Origin of the sequence: Bradyrhizobium sp. CER78, assembly GCF_029846235.1 — a bacterium.
Classification (GTDB): Bacteria; Pseudomonadota; Alphaproteobacteria; order Rhizobiales; family Xanthobacteraceae; genus Bradyrhizobium.
Window position 1 is genome coordinate 43,799 of sequence record NZ_JARVWP010000008.1, and the last position, 17,636, is coordinate 61,434.

General features: G+C 65.5%; 14 protein-coding genes. All 14 read right to left on the bottom strand.

Features of this window, described 5'->3' with window-relative positions:
• Window positions 1–206: 206 nt before the first annotated feature.
• On the bottom strand, window positions 207–1,916 hold the full coding sequence (locus tag QDT69_RS18710; protein WP_279707955.1) for a PQQ-binding-like beta-propeller repeat protein: 1,710 nt from the start codon (window positions 1,914–1,916) through the stop codon (window positions 207–209).
• A gap of 394 nt (window positions 1,917–2,310) precedes the next feature.
• Window positions 2,311–3,801: an ABC transporter substrate-binding protein gene (locus QDT69_RS18715; RefSeq protein WP_279707956.1), complete on the bottom strand. Its 1,491-nt coding sequence runs from the start codon at window positions 3,799–3,801 to the stop codon at window positions 2,311–2,313.
• Between the two features lie 56 nt (window positions 3,802–3,857).
• Window positions 3,858–4,886, bottom strand: coding sequence for an oligopeptide/dipeptide ABC transporter ATP-binding protein (locus tag QDT69_RS18720; protein WP_279707958.1), 1,029 nt, complete (start codon window positions 4,884–4,886; stop codon window positions 3,858–3,860).
• Complete coding sequence (locus QDT69_RS18725; protein ID WP_279707959.1) at window positions 4,883–5,881, bottom strand: ABC transporter ATP-binding protein; 999 nt, start codon at window positions 5,879–5,881, stop codon at window positions 4,883–4,885. The genes QDT69_RS18720 and QDT69_RS18725 overlap by 4 nt, the downstream gene beginning before the upstream one ends.
• A gap of 2 nt (window positions 5,882–5,883) precedes the next feature.
• Window positions 5,884–6,741 (bottom strand): ABC transporter permease, encoded by an 858-nt coding sequence (locus QDT69_RS18730; protein ID WP_279708221.1) that lies wholly within the window; start codon window positions 6,739–6,741, stop codon window positions 5,884–5,886.
• A gap of 35 nt (window positions 6,742–6,776) precedes the next feature.
• Window positions 6,777–7,727, bottom strand: a complete 951-nt coding sequence (locus tag QDT69_RS18735) for an ABC transporter permease (RefSeq protein WP_279707960.1) — start codon at window positions 7,725–7,727, stop codon at window positions 6,777–6,779.
• Between the two features lie 289 nt (window positions 7,728–8,016).
• Window positions 8,017–9,444, bottom strand: coding sequence for an amidase (locus QDT69_RS18740; RefSeq protein WP_279707961.1), 1,428 nt, complete (start codon window positions 9,442–9,444; stop codon window positions 8,017–8,019).
• 82 nt (window positions 9,445–9,526) lie between these two features.
• Window positions 9,527–10,465 carry a carbohydrate kinase gene (locus QDT69_RS18745; RefSeq protein WP_279707962.1) on the bottom strand — a complete coding sequence of 313 codons (939 nt, stop codon included), beginning with the start codon at window positions 10,463–10,465 and terminating at the stop codon, window positions 9,527–9,529.
• Between the two features lie 9 nt (window positions 10,466–10,474).
• A complete protein-coding gene (locus QDT69_RS18750) occupies window positions 10,475–12,127 on the bottom strand; it encodes an FGGY-family carbohydrate kinase (RefSeq protein WP_279707963.1) in 1,653 nt (550 codons plus the stop codon).
• A 138-nt stretch (window positions 12,128–12,265) separates the two neighbouring features.
• Window positions 12,266–13,039: an SDR family oxidoreductase gene (locus QDT69_RS18755; protein ID WP_279707964.1), complete on the bottom strand. Its 774-nt coding sequence runs from the start codon at window positions 13,037–13,039 to the stop codon at window positions 12,266–12,268.
• A 160-nt stretch (window positions 13,040–13,199) separates the two neighbouring features.
• A complete protein-coding gene (locus tag QDT69_RS18760) occupies window positions 13,200–14,207 on the bottom strand; it encodes an ABC transporter ATP-binding protein (protein ID WP_146987008.1) in 1,008 nt (335 codons plus the stop codon).
• Between the two features lie 15 nt (window positions 14,208–14,222).
• On the bottom strand, window positions 14,223–15,053 hold the full coding sequence (locus tag QDT69_RS18765; protein ID WP_279707965.1) for a carbohydrate ABC transporter permease: 831 nt from the start codon (window positions 15,051–15,053) through the stop codon (window positions 14,223–14,225).
• Between the two features lie 4 nt (window positions 15,054–15,057).
• Window positions 15,058–15,930: a sugar ABC transporter permease gene (locus QDT69_RS18770; protein WP_021081501.1), complete on the bottom strand. Its 873-nt coding sequence runs from the start codon at window positions 15,928–15,930 to the stop codon at window positions 15,058–15,060.
• A gap of 133 nt (window positions 15,931–16,063) precedes the next feature.
• Window positions 16,064–17,377 (bottom strand): sugar ABC transporter substrate-binding protein, encoded by a 1,314-nt coding sequence (locus QDT69_RS18775; protein ID WP_279707966.1) that lies wholly within the window; start codon window positions 17,375–17,377, stop codon window positions 16,064–16,066.
• Window positions 17,378–17,636: the final 259 nt, after the last annotated feature.

Below are 17,636 nucleotides of genomic sequence, written 5' to 3' on the forward strand. Positions count from 1 at the left end.
CGAGGAGCTCGCGACAAAATTGCAAGGCAATTTTGCGCTGAAGCGACGAAGCAATCCATGCCTCCGCTTGCGCGGCACGATGGATTGCTTCGCTTCGCTCGCAATGACGCGGGGCTGATCTCTCATCCGAAGAAACAGAAGCGGGACCAAACGGGCCCCGCTTCAACGTCAATGTGTACAGGCGTGATTATGCACCGCGCCCCGGCTCAGTCGAGCGTGAAGGCGATGATGTTGTTGCCGCGCTTGTAGTCGAGCTGGGTGTTGCCACCGGCGCCGACCACCACATACTGCTTGCCGCCGACCATGTAGCTCGACGGCGGCGCGTTGACGCCGGCGCCGGCCCGGAAGCTCCACAGCTCCTTGCCGTTCGACGAATTGTAGGCCGCGAACTTGCCGTTGCCTTCGCCGGTGAACACCAGCCCGCCGGCCGTGGCGAGGATGCCGCCGATCATCGGCTCGGGCGTCTGGACCTGCCACGTGATCTTGCCGGTGTTGTAGTTCACAGCGGTGATGTTGCCCGACTGCTTCTCGCTCGGGATCACCTTGAAGGCGCCGCCCAGCCACAGCTTGCCGTTCGGATAGGCCGAGCTCTCGACGTGATAGGTCATCGGCTGGTGCAGGTTGATGGCATAGGCCAGCGACTGTCCCGGGTCGGTCGCGATCGGCGACCATTCGACGCCGCCATTGGCGCCCGGCAGCATGCGCGCGCCTTCCTTGGTCGGCAGCACCCACATGTTCTCCTGCGGCACCATCGCCTCGGAGAAGCGGATCAGGCTGCAGTCCTTGCGATCGTGCACATTGATGTGCCCGGTCTTGCCGGCATGAATGACGCCGGGAATGGTCTTGCCGCCCTTGTCCTTGACGTCGACCAGCACCGTCGGGCTGACCGCGTCGAGGTCCCACACGTCATGGGCGATGTACTGGAAGTGGCAGACATACTTGCCGGTGTCGAGATCGAGCGAAACGAGCGAGTTGGTGTAGAGGTTGTCGCCGGGCCGGTTCGAACCGTCGAGGTCTGGCGACGGGTTGCCGACGACGAAGTAGATCCGGTTGGTCGCGAGATCGACCGACGGGTTCTGCCACACGCCGCCGCCGAGCTTGGCGTAGGGATCGCCGATCTTGGCGAGCATGTCCTTCTCGGCCTGGATGTTGCGATGCATGTCGCGGCCGGTGGCGTCCTTGGTCGCCCAGACGCCGACCGAGTTCTCCGGAATGGTGTTGAAATTCCAGAGCTGCTTGCCGGTCTTGGCGTCATAGGCGCGCACGAAGCCGCGGATGCCGTATTCGCCGCCATTGGTGCCGATCAAGACCTTGTCCTTGACTACGGTCGGCGCCATCGTCTCGCTGTAACCCAGCTCGGGATCGGCTATGTTGGTGGTCCACACCACCTCGCCGGTCTTGGCATTCAGCGCCATCAGCTTGGAATCCAGCGTCGCCAGATAGACCCGGTCGCCGAGCACCTGGACGCCGCGATTGTTGGGACCGCAGCAATAGACGGTGATCGGGCCCATCTTGTGGGCGTAGTGCCAGAGCTGCTGGCCGGTCTTGGCGTCCAGCGCATAGACGTGGCTGAACGACGTCGTGACATACATCACGCCGTCGACGACGATCGGCGATGTCTCGAGCGATTCCTTGACGTCGGTTTGGAATATCCAGGCGACATGCAGGTTCTTCACATTGTCGCGGCTGATCTGCTTGCCCGGATAAAACCGCGTCTGGGCGTAATTGCCGTTGGTGAGCAGGAAGTCCTTGCTGTTCTTGTCGGCGGCGTTGAGCTGCTCCTGGGTCACCGGCGGGACATTGGCGTTGCCGAGGACCGACTGCTTCTCCTGCTTGACTTCCTGTGCGATGGCGGCGCCGGACAACAGGCCAACGCCGACCGCTGCGGCAAATGCCGCAAGCCCCTTCACATGCATGATTTTCCCCCGTTATCTCTTGGCTGGAATATTAGGGATGGTGTTTGCTACTTCGCCTTCGAGGCCTGGCCGCGTGATCCGGTTGCGCTGCAACAGATAGTCAAAAAGACAACGACAGGTATCGATGGACGGGTGCCATGTTAGCGCTGTCCTTCACAAAGACAATCGATGCGCTCAATGCGAAGCCGGAACAGCGTGCATTCGCACGGGCGAAACGCGATGATGCCCGGCAAGCATCAACCCAAGCGATATCGGTCACTTGCGGCGCCCGCGTGCGACGCCCGACGCATTCGCCTTCGCAAGCGCAGCACGCAAAATGAGACTACGCGTCAAGCGACGGCATCGCGCGAGGCGCCGCGCCGGCTCAGGTCATCGCTCTCGCCGGCGCGATCGCCTACTCCCAGGACCAGGCCGAGAAATCATTCTCGAACTGCGGGACTTCCTTCCACACGCCCTTCAGCTTCTTGCTGGCGATCGTGATCCATTGCGGCTGAAACAGGAAGCCGGCCACCGCATCCGTCGCCAGCATCCGCTGCGCGTCGCCGAGCAGCTTGGCGCGGCCGGCCTCGTCCGGCGTCGCCATGATCTGCAGGTAGAGCGCATTGAACGCCTCGGACTTGTAGCCGAGATAGTAGTCCGGCTCGGTCAGCTTCACGAGATCGAACGGCTCGACATGCGAGACGATGGTGAGGTCGTAATTGTGCGGGCCGGTGAAGACCTGCGACAGCCACTGCGCCCATTCCACGTTCTCGATCTTGGCAATGATGCCGACCTTGGCGAGCTGCGCCGCGAGGATCTCGCCGCCCTGCCGCGCATAGGCCGGCGGCGGCAGCCTGAGGCTGAGCTCGAGCGGCGTCTTGACGCCGGCTTCCGCCAGCAGCTTCTTGGCCAGTTCCGGATCGTAGGGATTGATGCCGGTGGTGTCGACATAACCGAGCGAACCCGGAGTGTAGAAGCTGCCGATCGGCGTGCCAAAGCCGTCGACCGCACCGTCGATCATCGCCTTGCGGTCGATCGCGGCCAGGATGGCGCGGCGAACGCGGACATCGTCGAGCGGCTTCTTGCGCTCGTTGATGCCGACGATGGTCTTGGCCTTGGAGCCGCCGATCAGGACGCTGAAGCGCGGATCGGCCTTGAACTGCGCCAGGCTGCGCGCCGCACCGACCCGCGGAAAGGCGTCGACGTCGCCCGACAGCAGCGCTGCGACCTGCGCTGCGGGATCGCCGATGAAGCGGATCGTCACTTTGGCGAGTTTGATCGCAGCGGCGTTGCGATAGTCGGGCCATTTCACCAGCGTGATCGACGAGCCCTTGGCCCAGCTGCCGAGCGTGTAGGGACCGGTGCCGACCGGCTGCGTCACATCGGTCGGCGCGCTCTTCGGCTCGACGATCGAGCCCGACGCCTGGCCGAGCAGGAACGGCAGGTTCGGCTCGGAATATTTCAACGCGACGACGACGGTCTCAGGGTCCGGCGCCGTCACCGACGCGAAGGCCTGGTACAGGCTCTTGTCCTTGTTGGTCGAGGTCGGCGCCGCAGCGCGGTCGAACGTGAACTTCACGGCGGCGGAATAGAACGGCTCGCCATTGTGGAATTTGACGCCCTTGCGGAGCTTGAAGGTATAGGTCTTGAGATCCGCCGAGGCCTGCCAGCTCTCGGCGAGCAGCGGCGACACCGAGCCGTCCTCGTTGATCTTGGTCAGGGTCTCGTAGACGTTATAGAGCGTGACTTCGGCGATCGCCGCCGCTGCCGCGTTGGTGGGATCGAGGCCCGGCGGCTCCAGCGTCATGCCCATCACGACGCTGTCCTTCTTGCCCTGCGCGAGGCTCGGCAGCGGTGCTGCAACGAGTGCGGCAGCCGCCGCGATGACGCACAATTTCCTCAACATTGGTTTGCTCCCCGGACGTGCTCTTTGATCAGCCTAGGTCAACCTCACTTGAAGGACTAACCGGCCTCGGCGACCACAGGCGGCAGCGCCATCACGGCTTCGGCGTGATGGCAGGCCGCCAGATGGGCGTCTCCGACATTGCGTAGCGCAGGCGCGGTCTCGCGACAATGCTGGTCGGCCAGGGGACAGCGCGGCGCGTAAGGGCATCCGGCCGCGGCCGACGCCTGCGAGCCGATCGCCTGCGCGCCGCGGCGCCGCCGGACGCCCCCGGCCCGCGCCCGCGGAACCGCATCGAGCAGCGCGCGCGTATAAGGATGGGCGCCGTGCGCGAACAGATCGGCGGGCCGCCCCTGCTCGACGATCCGCCCGAGATACATCACCGCGATCTCGTCGCAGAGCAGATCGACCACCGCGAGGTCGTGGCTGATCAGGATGTAGCTCAGCCCGAACTCGTCCTGCAGGTCCTGCATCAGATTGAGCACCTGCGCCTGCACGGAAACGTCGAGCGCCGAGACCGGCTCGTCGGCGACGATCAGCTTCGGCTGGGTGATCAGTGCGCGCGCAATCGCGATGCGCTGGCGCTGGCCGCCGGAGAATTCGTGCGGAAACTTGTCCATGTCGGCATCGCGCAAGCCTACCTGCCGCAGCACCGTGGCAACGCGTTCGCGCAGGCCAGCGCGATCGATGCGTCCGAGGGCGGTCAGCGGCTCGGCGACGATGCGCGCGATGGTCTGCCGCGGATCGAGCGAGCCATAGGGATCCTGGAACACCATCTGGAAATCGCGGCGGGCGCGGCGCAGCTCATCCGGCGGCATCCGGTTGAGGTCGCGGCCGAGCAGCGAGACCTGCCCCGACGTCGGCCGCTCCAGCGCCATCACCAGCCGCGCAAAGGTCGATTTGCCCGAACCGGATTCGCCGACGACGCCGAGGCTCTTGCCCGACATGACCTGCGCGGTGACGCCGTTGAGCGCGTGCACCTGCGCCGCTGGCTTGAACAGGCTTTCACGCGGCAGCGTGTAGCGTTGCGCGAGATCCGTGACCGCGAGCAGCGGCGTTGCGGGTGAAGGCTGGTCCAACATTGTCATGCGCCAACGCCCCCGGCGGCCATCGAGACGTCGGTCCTGATGCAACGCACGCCATGCGCGGCGCCGACATCGACCACGGCCGGCAGCGCCGCGCGGCAGCGCGCCTCGGCGATCGTGCAGCGATCGGCGAAGGTGCAGCCCGCGGGCAGATCGGCCAGCTCCGGCACGGTGCCGGCGATGGTCTTGAGCCGCGTCCCCTTGCGCGCGCCGAGCCGCGGGCGGGCGCGGAACAGGCCCTGCGTGTAGGGATGGCCCATCCGCGTGAACACGGCATTGGTCTCGCCGCTTTCGACGACGGTGCCGCCATACATCACCATCATGCGCTCGACATTCTCGGCGATCACGCCGAGATCATGCGAAATCAGGATCATCGACATGCCGCGCTCCGCGACGAGGCCGGCGATCAGATCGAGGATCTGGCCCTGGATCGTGACGTCGAGCGCAGTTGTCGGCTCGTCGGCGATCAGGACATCAGGCTGGCAGGCCAGCGCCATCGCGATCGTGATGCGTTGGCGCTGGCCGCCGGAGAATTGGTGCGGATAGGCATCGACGCGCTTCGCCGCGTCCGGCAGTCCGACGCGATCGAGCAAGGCGATCGCCTCCTGCCGCGCCTGCGTAGCCGAAACACCGGTGTGGCGCAGCAAGGGCTCAGCGACCTGGTGCCCGATCGTGTGCATCGGATTGAGCGCGGTCATCGGCTCCTGGAAGATCATGCTGATGCGGTTGCCGCGCAGCTTGCAATAGGCCGCGTCAGGCAGCCCGACGAGCTCCGCGCCGTCGAGCCGGATGCTGCCGCTGACCTCAGCGCTGTCCGGCAACAGCCCCATCAGGGCCAGCGCCGTGACCGACTTGCCGCAACCGGATTCGCCGACCAGCCCGAGCGTCTCGCCGCGGCGAAGCGCAAAGCTGACGCCGCGCACGGCCTGCGCCGGGCCGCGGCTGGTGTTGAGCCGGACGCCCAGGTCCTTCACCTCGATCAGCGGCGCGTCGCCCATGCTCAACGCTCCCGCGCCAGACGGGGATCAAGCAGATCGCGCAAACCGTCGCCGAGCAGATTGAGCCCGAGCACGGCGATCGCGATCGCAGCTCCCGGATAGACCGCAAGCATCGGCGACTGGAACAGCAGGGTTTGCGCGTCGTTGAGCATGCGGCCCCAGGACGGCTGCGGCGGCTGGGTGCCCAGCCCGAGATAGGACAGCGCGGCTTCGGCGAGGATTGCGAGCGCGAACTGGATCGTCGCCTGTACGATCAGGATCGACAGGATGTTCGGCAGCACGTGCTCGATGGTGATGCGGAACGCCCCCTTGCCGGCGGCGCGCGCGGCCAGCACGAATTCGCGGGCCCAGATCGCATTGGCCGAGCCGCGGGTGACGCGGACGAAGGTCGGGATCTGGAAGATGCCGATCGCGGTGATCGACGTCACCATGCCCGGCCCTGCGACCGCCGCCAGCATGATGGCCGATAGCACCGCGGGGAACGCGAAGGTGAAATCGCTCATCCGCATGATGAGCTCCTCGGTCCAGCCCTTGCGCGCAGCCGCGATCAGGCCGAGGCCAACGCCGAAGCTGAGGCCGATACCCACCGCAATGACGCCGACCATGATGGTGGAGCGTGCGCCGACCAGCAGCAGCGAGACGATGTCGCGGCCGAGCACGTCGGTGCCGAGCCAATGCGCCGCCGACGGCGCGTGCAGTTTTGACGCGACATCGATGTCGTAGGCCGACCACGGCGTCCAGACCAGCGACAGCAGCGCCGCGCCGAGCACGAACAGGCTGAGCACCGCGCCGAGCACGAAGCTGCGATGGCGCAGCGCGCGGCGCCAGAAGCCGGTCACAGGCCGCGCGCCGGGTGTGATCGCCGCGGTGCCGACGGGTGCGGTCAGCGGCGTGCTCACAGGTTGGCGACCTTGATGCGCGGATCAATGAAGCCATAGAGCACATCGACCACGAAATTGACGATCACGACCATTGCGGCGAGCAGCATCACGCAGTTGCGCACCACGATCAGATCGCGATTGGCGATCGACTGGAAGATCAGCCGTCCCAGGCCCGGCAGATAGAACACGTTCTCGATCACGATGGTGCCTGCCAGGAGATTGGCGAATTGCAGGCCCATGACCGTCATGACCGGGATCATGGCGTTGCGCAGCACGTGGCGCCACAGCACCTCGCGCTTGCCGAGCCCCTTTGCGCGCGCGGTGCGGACGAAATCCTCGCGCAGCACCTCCAGCACCGCCGAGCGCGTGACGCGAGCGAGGATCGCGGCCTGCACCACGGCGAGCGAGATCGCGGGCAGCAGCAGCGAGCGGATGCCGGGCCAGATGCCGTCATCCCAGCCGGCGAAGCCGCCGGCGGACAGCAATTGCAGCTTCACCGAGAACAGCAGGATCAGGAGGATCGCGAACCAGAAGTTCGGCAGCGCGATGCCGACTTGCGTCAGCGACATGACGCCGACATCGCCGAGCTTGTTGTGGTTGGCCGCGGTGTAGATGCCGGCGGCGAGCGCCAGCACCACGGTGATCGACATCGACATGATCGCGAGCGGGATGGTCAGCACCAGCCGCTCCGCGATCAGGCCGGCGACCGGCGTGCCGTAGACATAGCTGTTGCCGAGATCACCAACCGCCATGCCCTTGATCCAGAGCAGATAGCGAACCGTGAGCGGCTGATCGAGCCCGAGCTTGACGGTGAGCGCGTGCACCGCATCGGGCGATGCGTCAGCGCCCATCAGCATCTGCGCGGCATTGCCGGGCAGCGCGTCGAGCACCAGGAAAATGATCAGCGAGGCCGCGACCAGCGTCGCCACCAGGGTCAGGATCCGCCGCAGGAAGAATACGCTCATGCCGGTCAGCAACTAGTGCAGGGTGTGGCTGTGCCAAGCCGGTACCGCAGCGGCGGTTCACCTCTCCCTTGGGAGAGGTCGGCGCGTAGCGCCGGGTGAGGGGTTGCGGTCTCTCGTTGGAGCGGCACCCCCTCACCCGATTTGCTGCGCAAATCGACCTCTCCCCGCTGGGGAGAGGTAGACCGAGCCCGCGGTCGAACTGATTCAATCAACCTTCATCACCCCTGATGTCACGGTCACGTTCAACAAGTTCGCAGCCGAATGCAAGCGCTTCGCGCAGGCCGGACCGTCAGGGCAAGGCCGGCCAGCGGCCGAGCAGGTCGCTCGCCGCTTCGAACAGCGCCGCGACGCGCAGCAGTTCCGCGTCGGCCCGGAAGCGGCCGACCAGGTGCAGCCCGATCGGCAGGCCATCGCGGCCGAACCCTGCGGGGATGCTGATTGCGGGATGCCCGGTCATGTTGAACAGCATGGTCCAGGGAAACCAGTGCGGCCGCACGCTGTCGAAGTTCTGGCCGTCGATCTCGATCGTGCCGAACAAATCCTGGTCGATCGGCAGCGCCGTGCGGGTCAGAGTCGGCATCGCCAAGAGGTCGCCGCGCGCAAGCAACGACTGCACGCGGCGGAACAGCGCGGTGCGGTCGAACATCGCCTGCTGGTAGTCGACGCCGCTCACCTTCGCGGCAAGCGCGAGCTGTTTCAGGAAAGTCGGACTGAGCTCGTCGGGATGATCGGCCGCGAGCTTGTCGAAACGGGTGCGCCAGACCGTGTGATTGATGGCGCGCCAGATCGGCTCGATGTCGAAACCGTCGCCGGAGAATTCCTCGAGTTCAGCACCTAAGCCGGCCAGCCGATCGAGGCTCGCCTTGAACGCAGCGGCGACGTCCGCGGTCACCGGGCGGCCCGGCGGCGACAAGCAGAACAGCACCCGCCTGCCCTTGAGATCGCCGCGCGGCGCCGCACGTTCGAGATAATCGGGCACGGGCACGCCGATCGACCAGGGATCGGACGGATCCTCGCCGGCCATCGCCTGCATCATCAGCGCCGTATCCGCCACGGTGCGCGTGGTCGGCGTGACATAGGTCTGGTTGCCGAAGGCGTCCTGCACCTGGCTGTGCGGGATCACGCCGTTGCTCTGCTTGATCCCGACCACGCCGTTGCAGGCCGCGGGAATCCGTGTCGAGCCGCCACCGTCGGTCGCAACCGCCAGCGGCGCGATGCCGCTCGCAACCGCCACCGCCGCGCCGCCGCTGGAGCCGCCGCTGGAACGCTCGGCGCTCCACGCATTGCGGGTGCGGCCGAACAGCGGCGAGTCCGTCAGGCACTTGCTGCCGAACTCCGGCGTCGTGGTCTTGCCGAGCAATATTCCGCCCTGCGCACGAAGCCGGGCCACCGCCACGGCATCATGATCGGGCACGTTGTCCTTGTACGGCACCGCGCCGAAGGTCGTCCGCACGCCCTTGGTGCTGACGATGTCCTTCACGGTGAAGGGGATGCCGTGCAGCAGGCCGAGCGGCTCGCCGGCCATCACCTGGCGCTCCGCGGCCTTCGCCCGCGCCATCGCCTCGTCGCCGCACAGCGTGATGAAGCAATTCAATTCCGGCTGCAGCCGCTCGGCGCGGGCGAGTACAGCCGCCATGATCTCGACGGGAGAGAGGTCCTTGGCAGCGATGCGCGCGCGAAGGTCAATTGCTGACAGCAGGCACAGGTCGTCGCTCATTTGCAAAGGCGCTCGCATCGGTCTTCGATGACGGCATCGTGCCGCGCCCCGTGCGGCAAGTCCATCGCCTCAGGTGCATGGCTTACCAATAATCGGCAGGCAGCTCCCGGCTCCTCGGCGGATCGGCGCCGGCGCGGGTGCAGGTGAAGGCGGCGCATTTGCAGGCAAAGGCCAGCGCGCGGGTGAGCTCGGCGGCGGAGATGTCGCGCAGCCGCTGCCGCGCGATCCGATCCAGCCGATGCAACGCGGCGAGCAGCGCCGCCTGACAAGAGTCGCCGGCGCCGATCGTATCCACGACATTCACGACCGGCGCCTTGACCTCGATTGATCCAGCCTTGCGATGCCAGGCAGATGCGCCCTCGTTGCCGCGCGTGACGACGACGAGCGACGCGTCGCCCGACAGCAGCGCCTCGGCCCTGTCAACATAGGCCTCATCGCCGAACAGATAGGCGAAGTCGACGTCGGACATTTTCACGATATCGGCCTTGCCGCAGAACGCCAGCATCCGTGCGCGGTAGGCGTCCTTGTCCTTGACCAAATTCGGCCTGCAATTCGGATCGAGCGAGATCGTCACGTTGGCCCTGATATCCTCGATGAAGGCCAGCGTCTCGGCCGCGCCCTGGTCATGGACCAGCGTGGTCGAGCCGGTGTGCAGGCAGGTGACGCCGTCAAGCGCGATCGCCTCGCGCCGATAGGTCCAGTTCCGCGCTGCGGTGTCGGCGTCATAGAAGGCGTATTGCGTCTCGGTGCCGGTGACGCGCGCAAAGGCCAGCGTAGCCTGGTCGTCGCTGCGCGTGGCGCGGCTGAGATCGACGCCGGACGCAGTTGCATGATCGGCGATCATCCGGCCGAACGTGTCGGTCGCGATGCCGCCGACAAAGCCGGTGGGCACATCGAGCCGCGCGCTGCCGATCGCGATGTTGAGACAGGAGCCGCCGACTGCCGGCGTCATCGCCTCGCGTCCATCCGCCGTCCGCGACGGCAGGAAATCGATCAGCGCATCTCCGCAACTCAGCAGCATGCAAACACCTTAAGCCAGCGGCTCGCCGGGCGCCCGCTTCATCGCCTCGCGGCTGTCGCGATCGAGCGTCCGCAGCATCTTGTGCACGCCGCGCTTCTTGCGGTGGAAATCGGCCAGCTCGGGCCGCGTCGGCTCGCTCAACCGACCGAGCGCCGACATGCCGGCCATCGCGGAGTTGATTGAATGATGCGCACCGCTGGCGACCGCGCCCAGCATCGCGGCACCGAGCAGCACCGGCTCCTGGGTCTGCGGCAACGCCACGGTGTAGCCTGTCGTGTCGGCCATGATCTGGCGCACCAAGGGGCTACGGCTAGCGCCGCCCCCGATCACGATGGTCTTGCCGCTGACGCCGTGAGCCTGCAGGGCGTCGATGACATCGGCGAGACCGTAGGCCAACCCGCACAGGCCGGCAATGAACAGCCGCTCCAGCGCCGACACGTCGGTGTCGAGATCGAGCCCCGCGATCACCGCGCGCGAGCCGGGATCGGCATAGGGCGAACGGTTGCCGAGAAATTCCGGCAGGACGTGGACGTTGCGCGCGAGCAGCGCGGCCGCGCCGGCATTGCCGCTGCGCGCCAGGATGCGCCTTTCGAGGTATTCGATCACATCGACGCCGTCGCTCTTCGCAGCAGCCAAGACCTCGGCATGCGCCGGGTGCGATTTGAGCAGATGGTCAATCGCGGCGCCGGCCGCGGATTGACCGCCCTCGTTGAGCCAGAAGCCCGGCACCATGCCTTCGAAATACGGGCCCCAGACGCCGGGCACGAAGCAGGGATCGACGGTCGTCGCCATGATGCAGGCCGACGTTCCCATGATGTAAGCGAGGCGCTGGCAGACATCGACCTCGGCGCCGGAGCCGTCGCGGCCGCCGATCGCGCCGACGCCGCCGGCATGGGCATCGATCAGCGATGCGCCGACCGCGGTTCCCGGCAGCAGGCCGAGATCGCGCGCGGCATCCTCCGACAACCCGCGGCCGAGCGGCGAGCCGGGCGGCACGATCTCGGTGCCGATCCGCTCAAAGCGATCGGCCGCGAGCGCCTCGAGCCCGACGCGCTTGAGAAAGGGTTCGCTCCAGCCGCCCTCGCCGGCGACATAGGTCCATTTGCAGGTCACCGTGCAGGTAGAGCGCGCCAGCGAGCCGGTGGCGCGGAACGAGAGATAATCGGCGAGATCGAAGAAGTGCCCGGCGGCCTCGAAAGTCGCCGGCAAATGGCGCTTCAGCCACAGGATCTTCGGAATCTCCATCTCCGGCGAGATCGCGCCGCCGACATAACGCAGCACGCGGTCGCCGGTCGCGTTGACGAACTCAGTCTCGTCCATCGCGCGGTGGTCCATCCAGACCACGACGTTGCGCGCGGGATCGCCGGACGGGCTGACGGTGAGCGGCCGCCCGGCCCGGTCGAGCACGACCAGTGAGCAGGTCGCGTCAAAGCCGATGCCCTTGACCTGCTCGGCCGCGACCGCGGCCCCGCGCATCGCATTGCGCACGGAGGCGACGCAGGCTTCCCAGATGTCGTCGGACGATTGCTCGACGATGTCGCCAGGCTCATGCCAGACCCGGATTGGATGCCGGGCCGAGCCCAGCAGCTTGCCGGCCTCGTCGAATACGCCGGCGCGGGCGCTGGTGCTCCCGACGTCCACCCCGATATAGGCTTGCCGCATTTTCGCTCCGTCAGAGCGTGACGACGTTGCATGGGAACGTCATCGCGCCCTTACTTTCTGTGTCAGCATCGTCCGGAAAACCGGTCCCACGTTGCGCTAACGCGGCCGTTCCGGTCCGGATCATGCTTCGACGCGAGCCTACCAGCAAGTGTAACCGCCATCGACCAGAACGATGCTTCCGGTCATCAGGCTCGCCGCCTCGGAAGCCAGGAACAAGACCACGGAGGCGATCTCGTCGACCTGCCCCATCCGCGCCATCGGGGTTCCACCGATCCAGGCGTCGTACATTTTGGGGCTGTTCTTCACAAAAGCGTTCAGCGGCGTCTCGATATAGGTCGGCGCCACCGCATTGACGCGGACCCCGCGCGCGCCCCATTCGGCCGCGAGCGATTTGGTGAGATGGTGCACCGCGGCCTTGGAGGCGTTGTAGAAGCACTGTTCCTGCGGCTTGTTGACGATGAAGCCGGACATCGAGCCGACATTGACGATGGTCCCGGACTTCGCCTTCAGCATGTGGTTGCCGAAGGCACGGCAGCACCAGAACGTGCCGTTCAGATTGACGTCGATGACGTTAAGCCAGTGCTCGTCGGTCACGGTCTCGGCCGGCGTCTCGCTACGGGCGATGCCGGCATTGTTGACGAGGATGTCGACCTTGCCGTACTTGCGGACCAGCTCATCGGCGACCGCCGAGACCCGGCCGGAGTCCGTCACGTCCATCACCGCGATATCGGCGTCATAACCCTTGGCCTTCAGCGCCGCCTGCGCGTCATTGGCGACCTTGGCGTCGCGGTCGCCGATGATGACCTTGGCGCCTGCTTCAGCCAGCGCCTCGGCACAGGCGAGCCCAATGCCCTGACCGGCGCCGGTGATGATGGCGGTCTTGCCGCCGAGCTTGAATTTCTCGAGATACATTTTCTTCTTCCTTTGCCTAAAGCCCGCGTTTCGCGGGCGTGCCGCCCCGGCCAGAGCGAGATCGACGGCGGTGACCGTCCGTGCTTTTTCTGAGCATGATCTGTTCGGAAAACCGCTTCAGACTTTGCGCTAATGCGGCCCTCCGGGTCCGGATCATGCTCTACGCGTGGATCGATTTGCCGCTGTCGTCGAAACGATGGATGCGCGCCGGATCCGGGATCAGCGACACCTTGTCGCCGGGATGCAGGTCGAGCTCGCCGATGTAGCGCGCGGTCAGCATTCCCTGCGGCCCGGCATCGACGTAGAGGAAGGTGTCGCTGCCGAGATGCTCGGCGACCGAGACCGTGCCGTGCCAGCCGCCCTGCCCGTCGCGCTCGACCTTCAGATGCTCCGGCCGCACGCCGATGGTGGTGGCGCCCTGCTGCTTGGCGAGTTCGCCGGTAACGAAGTTCATCTTCGGCGAGCCGATGAACCCGGCGACGAACAGGTTTGCCGGCTTCTCGTAGAGTTCGAGCGGCGAGCCGTATTGCTCGATCTTGCCGCCGTTCAGCACCACGATCTTGTCGGCCATGGTCATGGCCTCGACCTGGTCGTGGGTCACGTAGATCGCCGTGGTGCCGAGCTGCTTCTGCAGCCGCGTCACCTCGAGCCGCATCTGCACGCGCAGCGCGGCGTCGAGGTTCGACAGCGGCTCGTCGAACAGGAACGCCTTCGGCTCGCGCACGATGGCGCGCCCGATCGCGACGCGCTGGCGCTGGCCGCCGGAGAGCTCGCGCGGCTTGCGGTCGAGATAGGGGGTGAGGTTGAGCGTCGCAGCCGCGGCCTCGACCTTGCGGTTGATCTCGTCCTTGGCGATGCCGGCCATCTTCAAGCCAAACGCGATGTTGCCGCGCACGCTCATATGCGGGTAGAGCGCGTAGGACTGGAACACCATCGACAGGCCCCGCTTGGCCGGCGGCACGTCCACTACATTGCGGCCGTCGATCAGGATTGCGCCGCCGGTGACGTCTTCCAGTCCTGCGATCAGCCGCAGCAGCGTGGTCTTGCCGCAGCCCGACGGACCGACGAAGACCACGAAGGAGCCGTCGGCGATATCGAGGTCGGCGCCCTTGATGATGTGGACTGGCCCGAACGATTTTTGCACACCCTGCAGCGTAATCTGACCCATGGAAAAGCCTTTCTGCTACTTGACCGCGCCGAAGGTCAGGCCGCGGACGAGCTGCCGCTGACTGAACCAGCCGAGCACGAGAATGGGCGCGATCGCGAGCGTCGACGCCGCCGATAATTTCGCCCAGAACAAGCCTTCCGGGCTGGAATAGGATGCGATGAACACGGTGAGCGGCGCGGCCTCCAGCGTCGACAGATTGAGCGTCCAGAACGCCTCGTTCCACGCCAGGATCAGATTGAGCAGCAAGGTCGAGGCGAGCCCAGGCACCGCCATCGGCGTCAACACATAGATCAGCTCGCGCCCGATCGTGGCGCCGTCCATCCGCGCCGCCTCTAAGATGTCCTTCGGGATCTCCTTGAAATAGGTGAACAGCATCCAGATCACGATCGGCAGATTGCCGAGACACAGGATGAAGACCAGTCCGGTCCGGGTGTCGAGCAGGCCGACGGTCCGGAAGATCAAATAGATCGGCACCAGCACGCCGACCGGCGGCATCATCTTGGTCGAGAGCATCCAGAGCAGCACGTCCTTGGTGCGCTTGGTCGGCGAGAACGCCATCGACCACGCCGCGGGAATCGCGATCAGCATCGCGATCAAGGTCGAGCCGCCGGCGATGATGATCGAGTTGAGCGCGTGGTGGAAATAATCGCTGCGCTCCTGCACCGTGACGTAGTTCTCCGTGGTCCAGTGGAAGAACAGGAACGATGGCGGAATCGCGAACGCTTCAAGCTCGGTCTTGAAGCTCGCCAGAACCATCCAGAGGATCGGGAAGAAGATCAGGAAGCCGACCAGCCAGGCGGCTGCCGTCGAGATCACCTTGCGCCGTGTCGTGACCATGCGCGCCATGACGTTACGCCTCCAGATTCCGGCCGACGATGCGAACGAGGAAGAACGCGACGATGTTGGCGAGCACCACCGCAACCAGGCCGCCCGCCGAAGCGCTGCCGACGTCGTACTGGATCAGCGCCTGCGAATAGATCAGGAAGGCGATGTTGGTGGTCTGCAGGCCGGGGCCGCCGCCGGTGGTGACGAAGATCTCGGCGAACACGGTAAGCAGGAAGATGGTCTCGATCAGGATCACCACCGTGATCGGGCGCGCCAGATGCGGCAGCGTGATGTAGATGAAGGTCGAGATCGCGCTCGCGCCATCCATCTCGGCCGCCTCCTTCTGCTCCTCGTCGAGCGATTGCAGCGCGGTCAAGAGGATCAGGGTCGCGAACGGCAGCCACTGCCAGGAGATGATCAGGATCACCGCGAACAGCGGCGCATCGTTGAACCAGTCGATCGCCGGCAGCCCGAACAGATGCGCGATCCAGGCGAACAGGCCCGAGACCGGATGCATCAACAGGTTCTTCCAGACCAGCGCGCTCACCGTCGGCATCACGAAGAACGGCGCGATCACCATCAGGCGGACGATCGAGAGCCCGACCACCTGCTGGTCCAGCAACAGCGCCAGCGGCACGCCGAGGATGATCGTGATCGCGAGCACCGACCCGACCAGCACCAGCGTGTTCTGCAGCGAGGCGAGGAAGGCCGGATCGGTGAGGAAGTAGCGGAAGTTCTCCAGGCCGACGAAGGATTCGGAGCCGGGATCGAGCAGATTGTAGTGCAGGGTCGCGAAGTAGATCGTGAGCGCCAGCGGCACGATCATCCAGATGAACAGCAGCGCCACCGCGGGCGTGAGCAGCGTGCGTGCGAGCAGTTGGGTCTGCTGGGTCGCCATCCCCGCCTCCTTCTTTAAGGAAAGGAGCGACCATCCCGCTGCGGGACAGGATGGTCGCGAGTGATCCAGCTCGGGAGGTCTAAGCTGGTCGGCGGCCAGGGCGTTCGACACGCCCTGGCTTATCCGGAGTGATTTACTTGATGTAGCCCGCGCGCTTCATCTCGCGCTCGGTCGCGGACTGCGCAGCTGACAGCGCAGCATCGACCGTGGTCGAGCCGGACAACGCGGCCGAGAACTGCTGGCCCACCGCGGTGCCGATGCCCTGGAATTCAGGGATCGCCGCATACTGCACGCCAACGTAAGGCACCGGCTTCACGGTCGGGTGGCTCGGATCAGCCGCATCGATCGAGGCCAAGGTCATCTTGGCGAACGGCGCTGCCTTCAGATATTCGGGGTTCTGGTACAGCGAGGTCCGTGTCCCCGGAGGCACGTTGGACCAGCCTTCCTTGGACGCGACGAGCTTGGAATAATCCTTGCTGGTCGCCCAGGCGATGAACTTCTCGGCCGCATCGACCTTCTTCGAGCCGGCGGGGATCGCGAGACTCCACGCCCACAGCCAGTTGGCGTTCTTGCCAAGGCCGATGTTCGGCGCCAGCGCGAAGCCGACCTTGCCTGCGACCGTGGACTGCGCCGGGTTGGTCACGAAGGAGGCCGCCACCGTGGCATCGATCCACATCGCGCATTTGCCGGCGTTGAACAAAGCGAGGTTCTCGTTGAAGCCGTTCGAGGAGGCGCCGGGAGGGCCGGCCTGCTTCATCAGGTCGACATAGGTCGTCAGCGTCTTCTTCCATTCCGGCGTGTTGAATTGCGGCTCCCACTTCTCGTCGAACCAGCGGGCGCCATAGGAATTCGCCATCGCGGTCAGGAACGCCATGTTCTCGCCCCAGCCCGCCTTGCCGCGCAGGCAGATGCCATAGACGCCGGCTGATTTGTCGGTGAGCTTCTTCGCCGCATCGACCACGAAATCCCAGGTCGGGCTGTCCGGCATCTTCAGGCCGGCTTTGTCGAACAAGTCGGTGCGATACATCATCATCGAGCTCTCGCCGTAGAACGGCGCGGCGTAGAGCTTGCCGTCGACCGAGACAGCATCCCTGATCTTGGGCAGGAGGTCATTGACGTCGTAATCGGCGCCGAGCTTGTCGAGCGGCACCAGCCAGCTCTTCTTGGCCCAGATCGGCACCTCATAGGTGCCGATGGTCAGCACGTCGAATTGGCCGCCCTTGGTGGCGATGTCGGTGGTCACGCGCTGGCGAAGCACGTTCTCCTCGAGCGTCACCCATTTGACTGATATGTCGGGATTCTTCGCGGTGAATTCGCTGGTGAGCCCCTGCATGCGGATCATGTCGCCGTTGTTGACGGTCGCCACCGTCAGCGTGGTCTGGGCGATCGAGGGGGCAGAGATCAAAAGAGCAGCCGCGCCCGCAACGGCGCAAAGGACGTTTTTCAAGGTGACCTCCCTTATGTCACGTTGAGCATATGCCCACGTGTTGAGCGTATGTTCATCCTGTCGCCAAATTTTGTCAAGCGCGCGGTACGCCTTCCGGCGCGATTGCGGGTTCCACTGCACGTTGGAAGGGAGGTTTTTGCGGAGGCGAAGAGCGGCCAGCGCTGAGAAAGTTGAACTGCAACCGGGACGGGACTGCGCTCCCTCGCCCCGTTCTTCACGGGGAGAGGGTTGGGGTGAGGGGCCCTCTCCGCGCATGCGA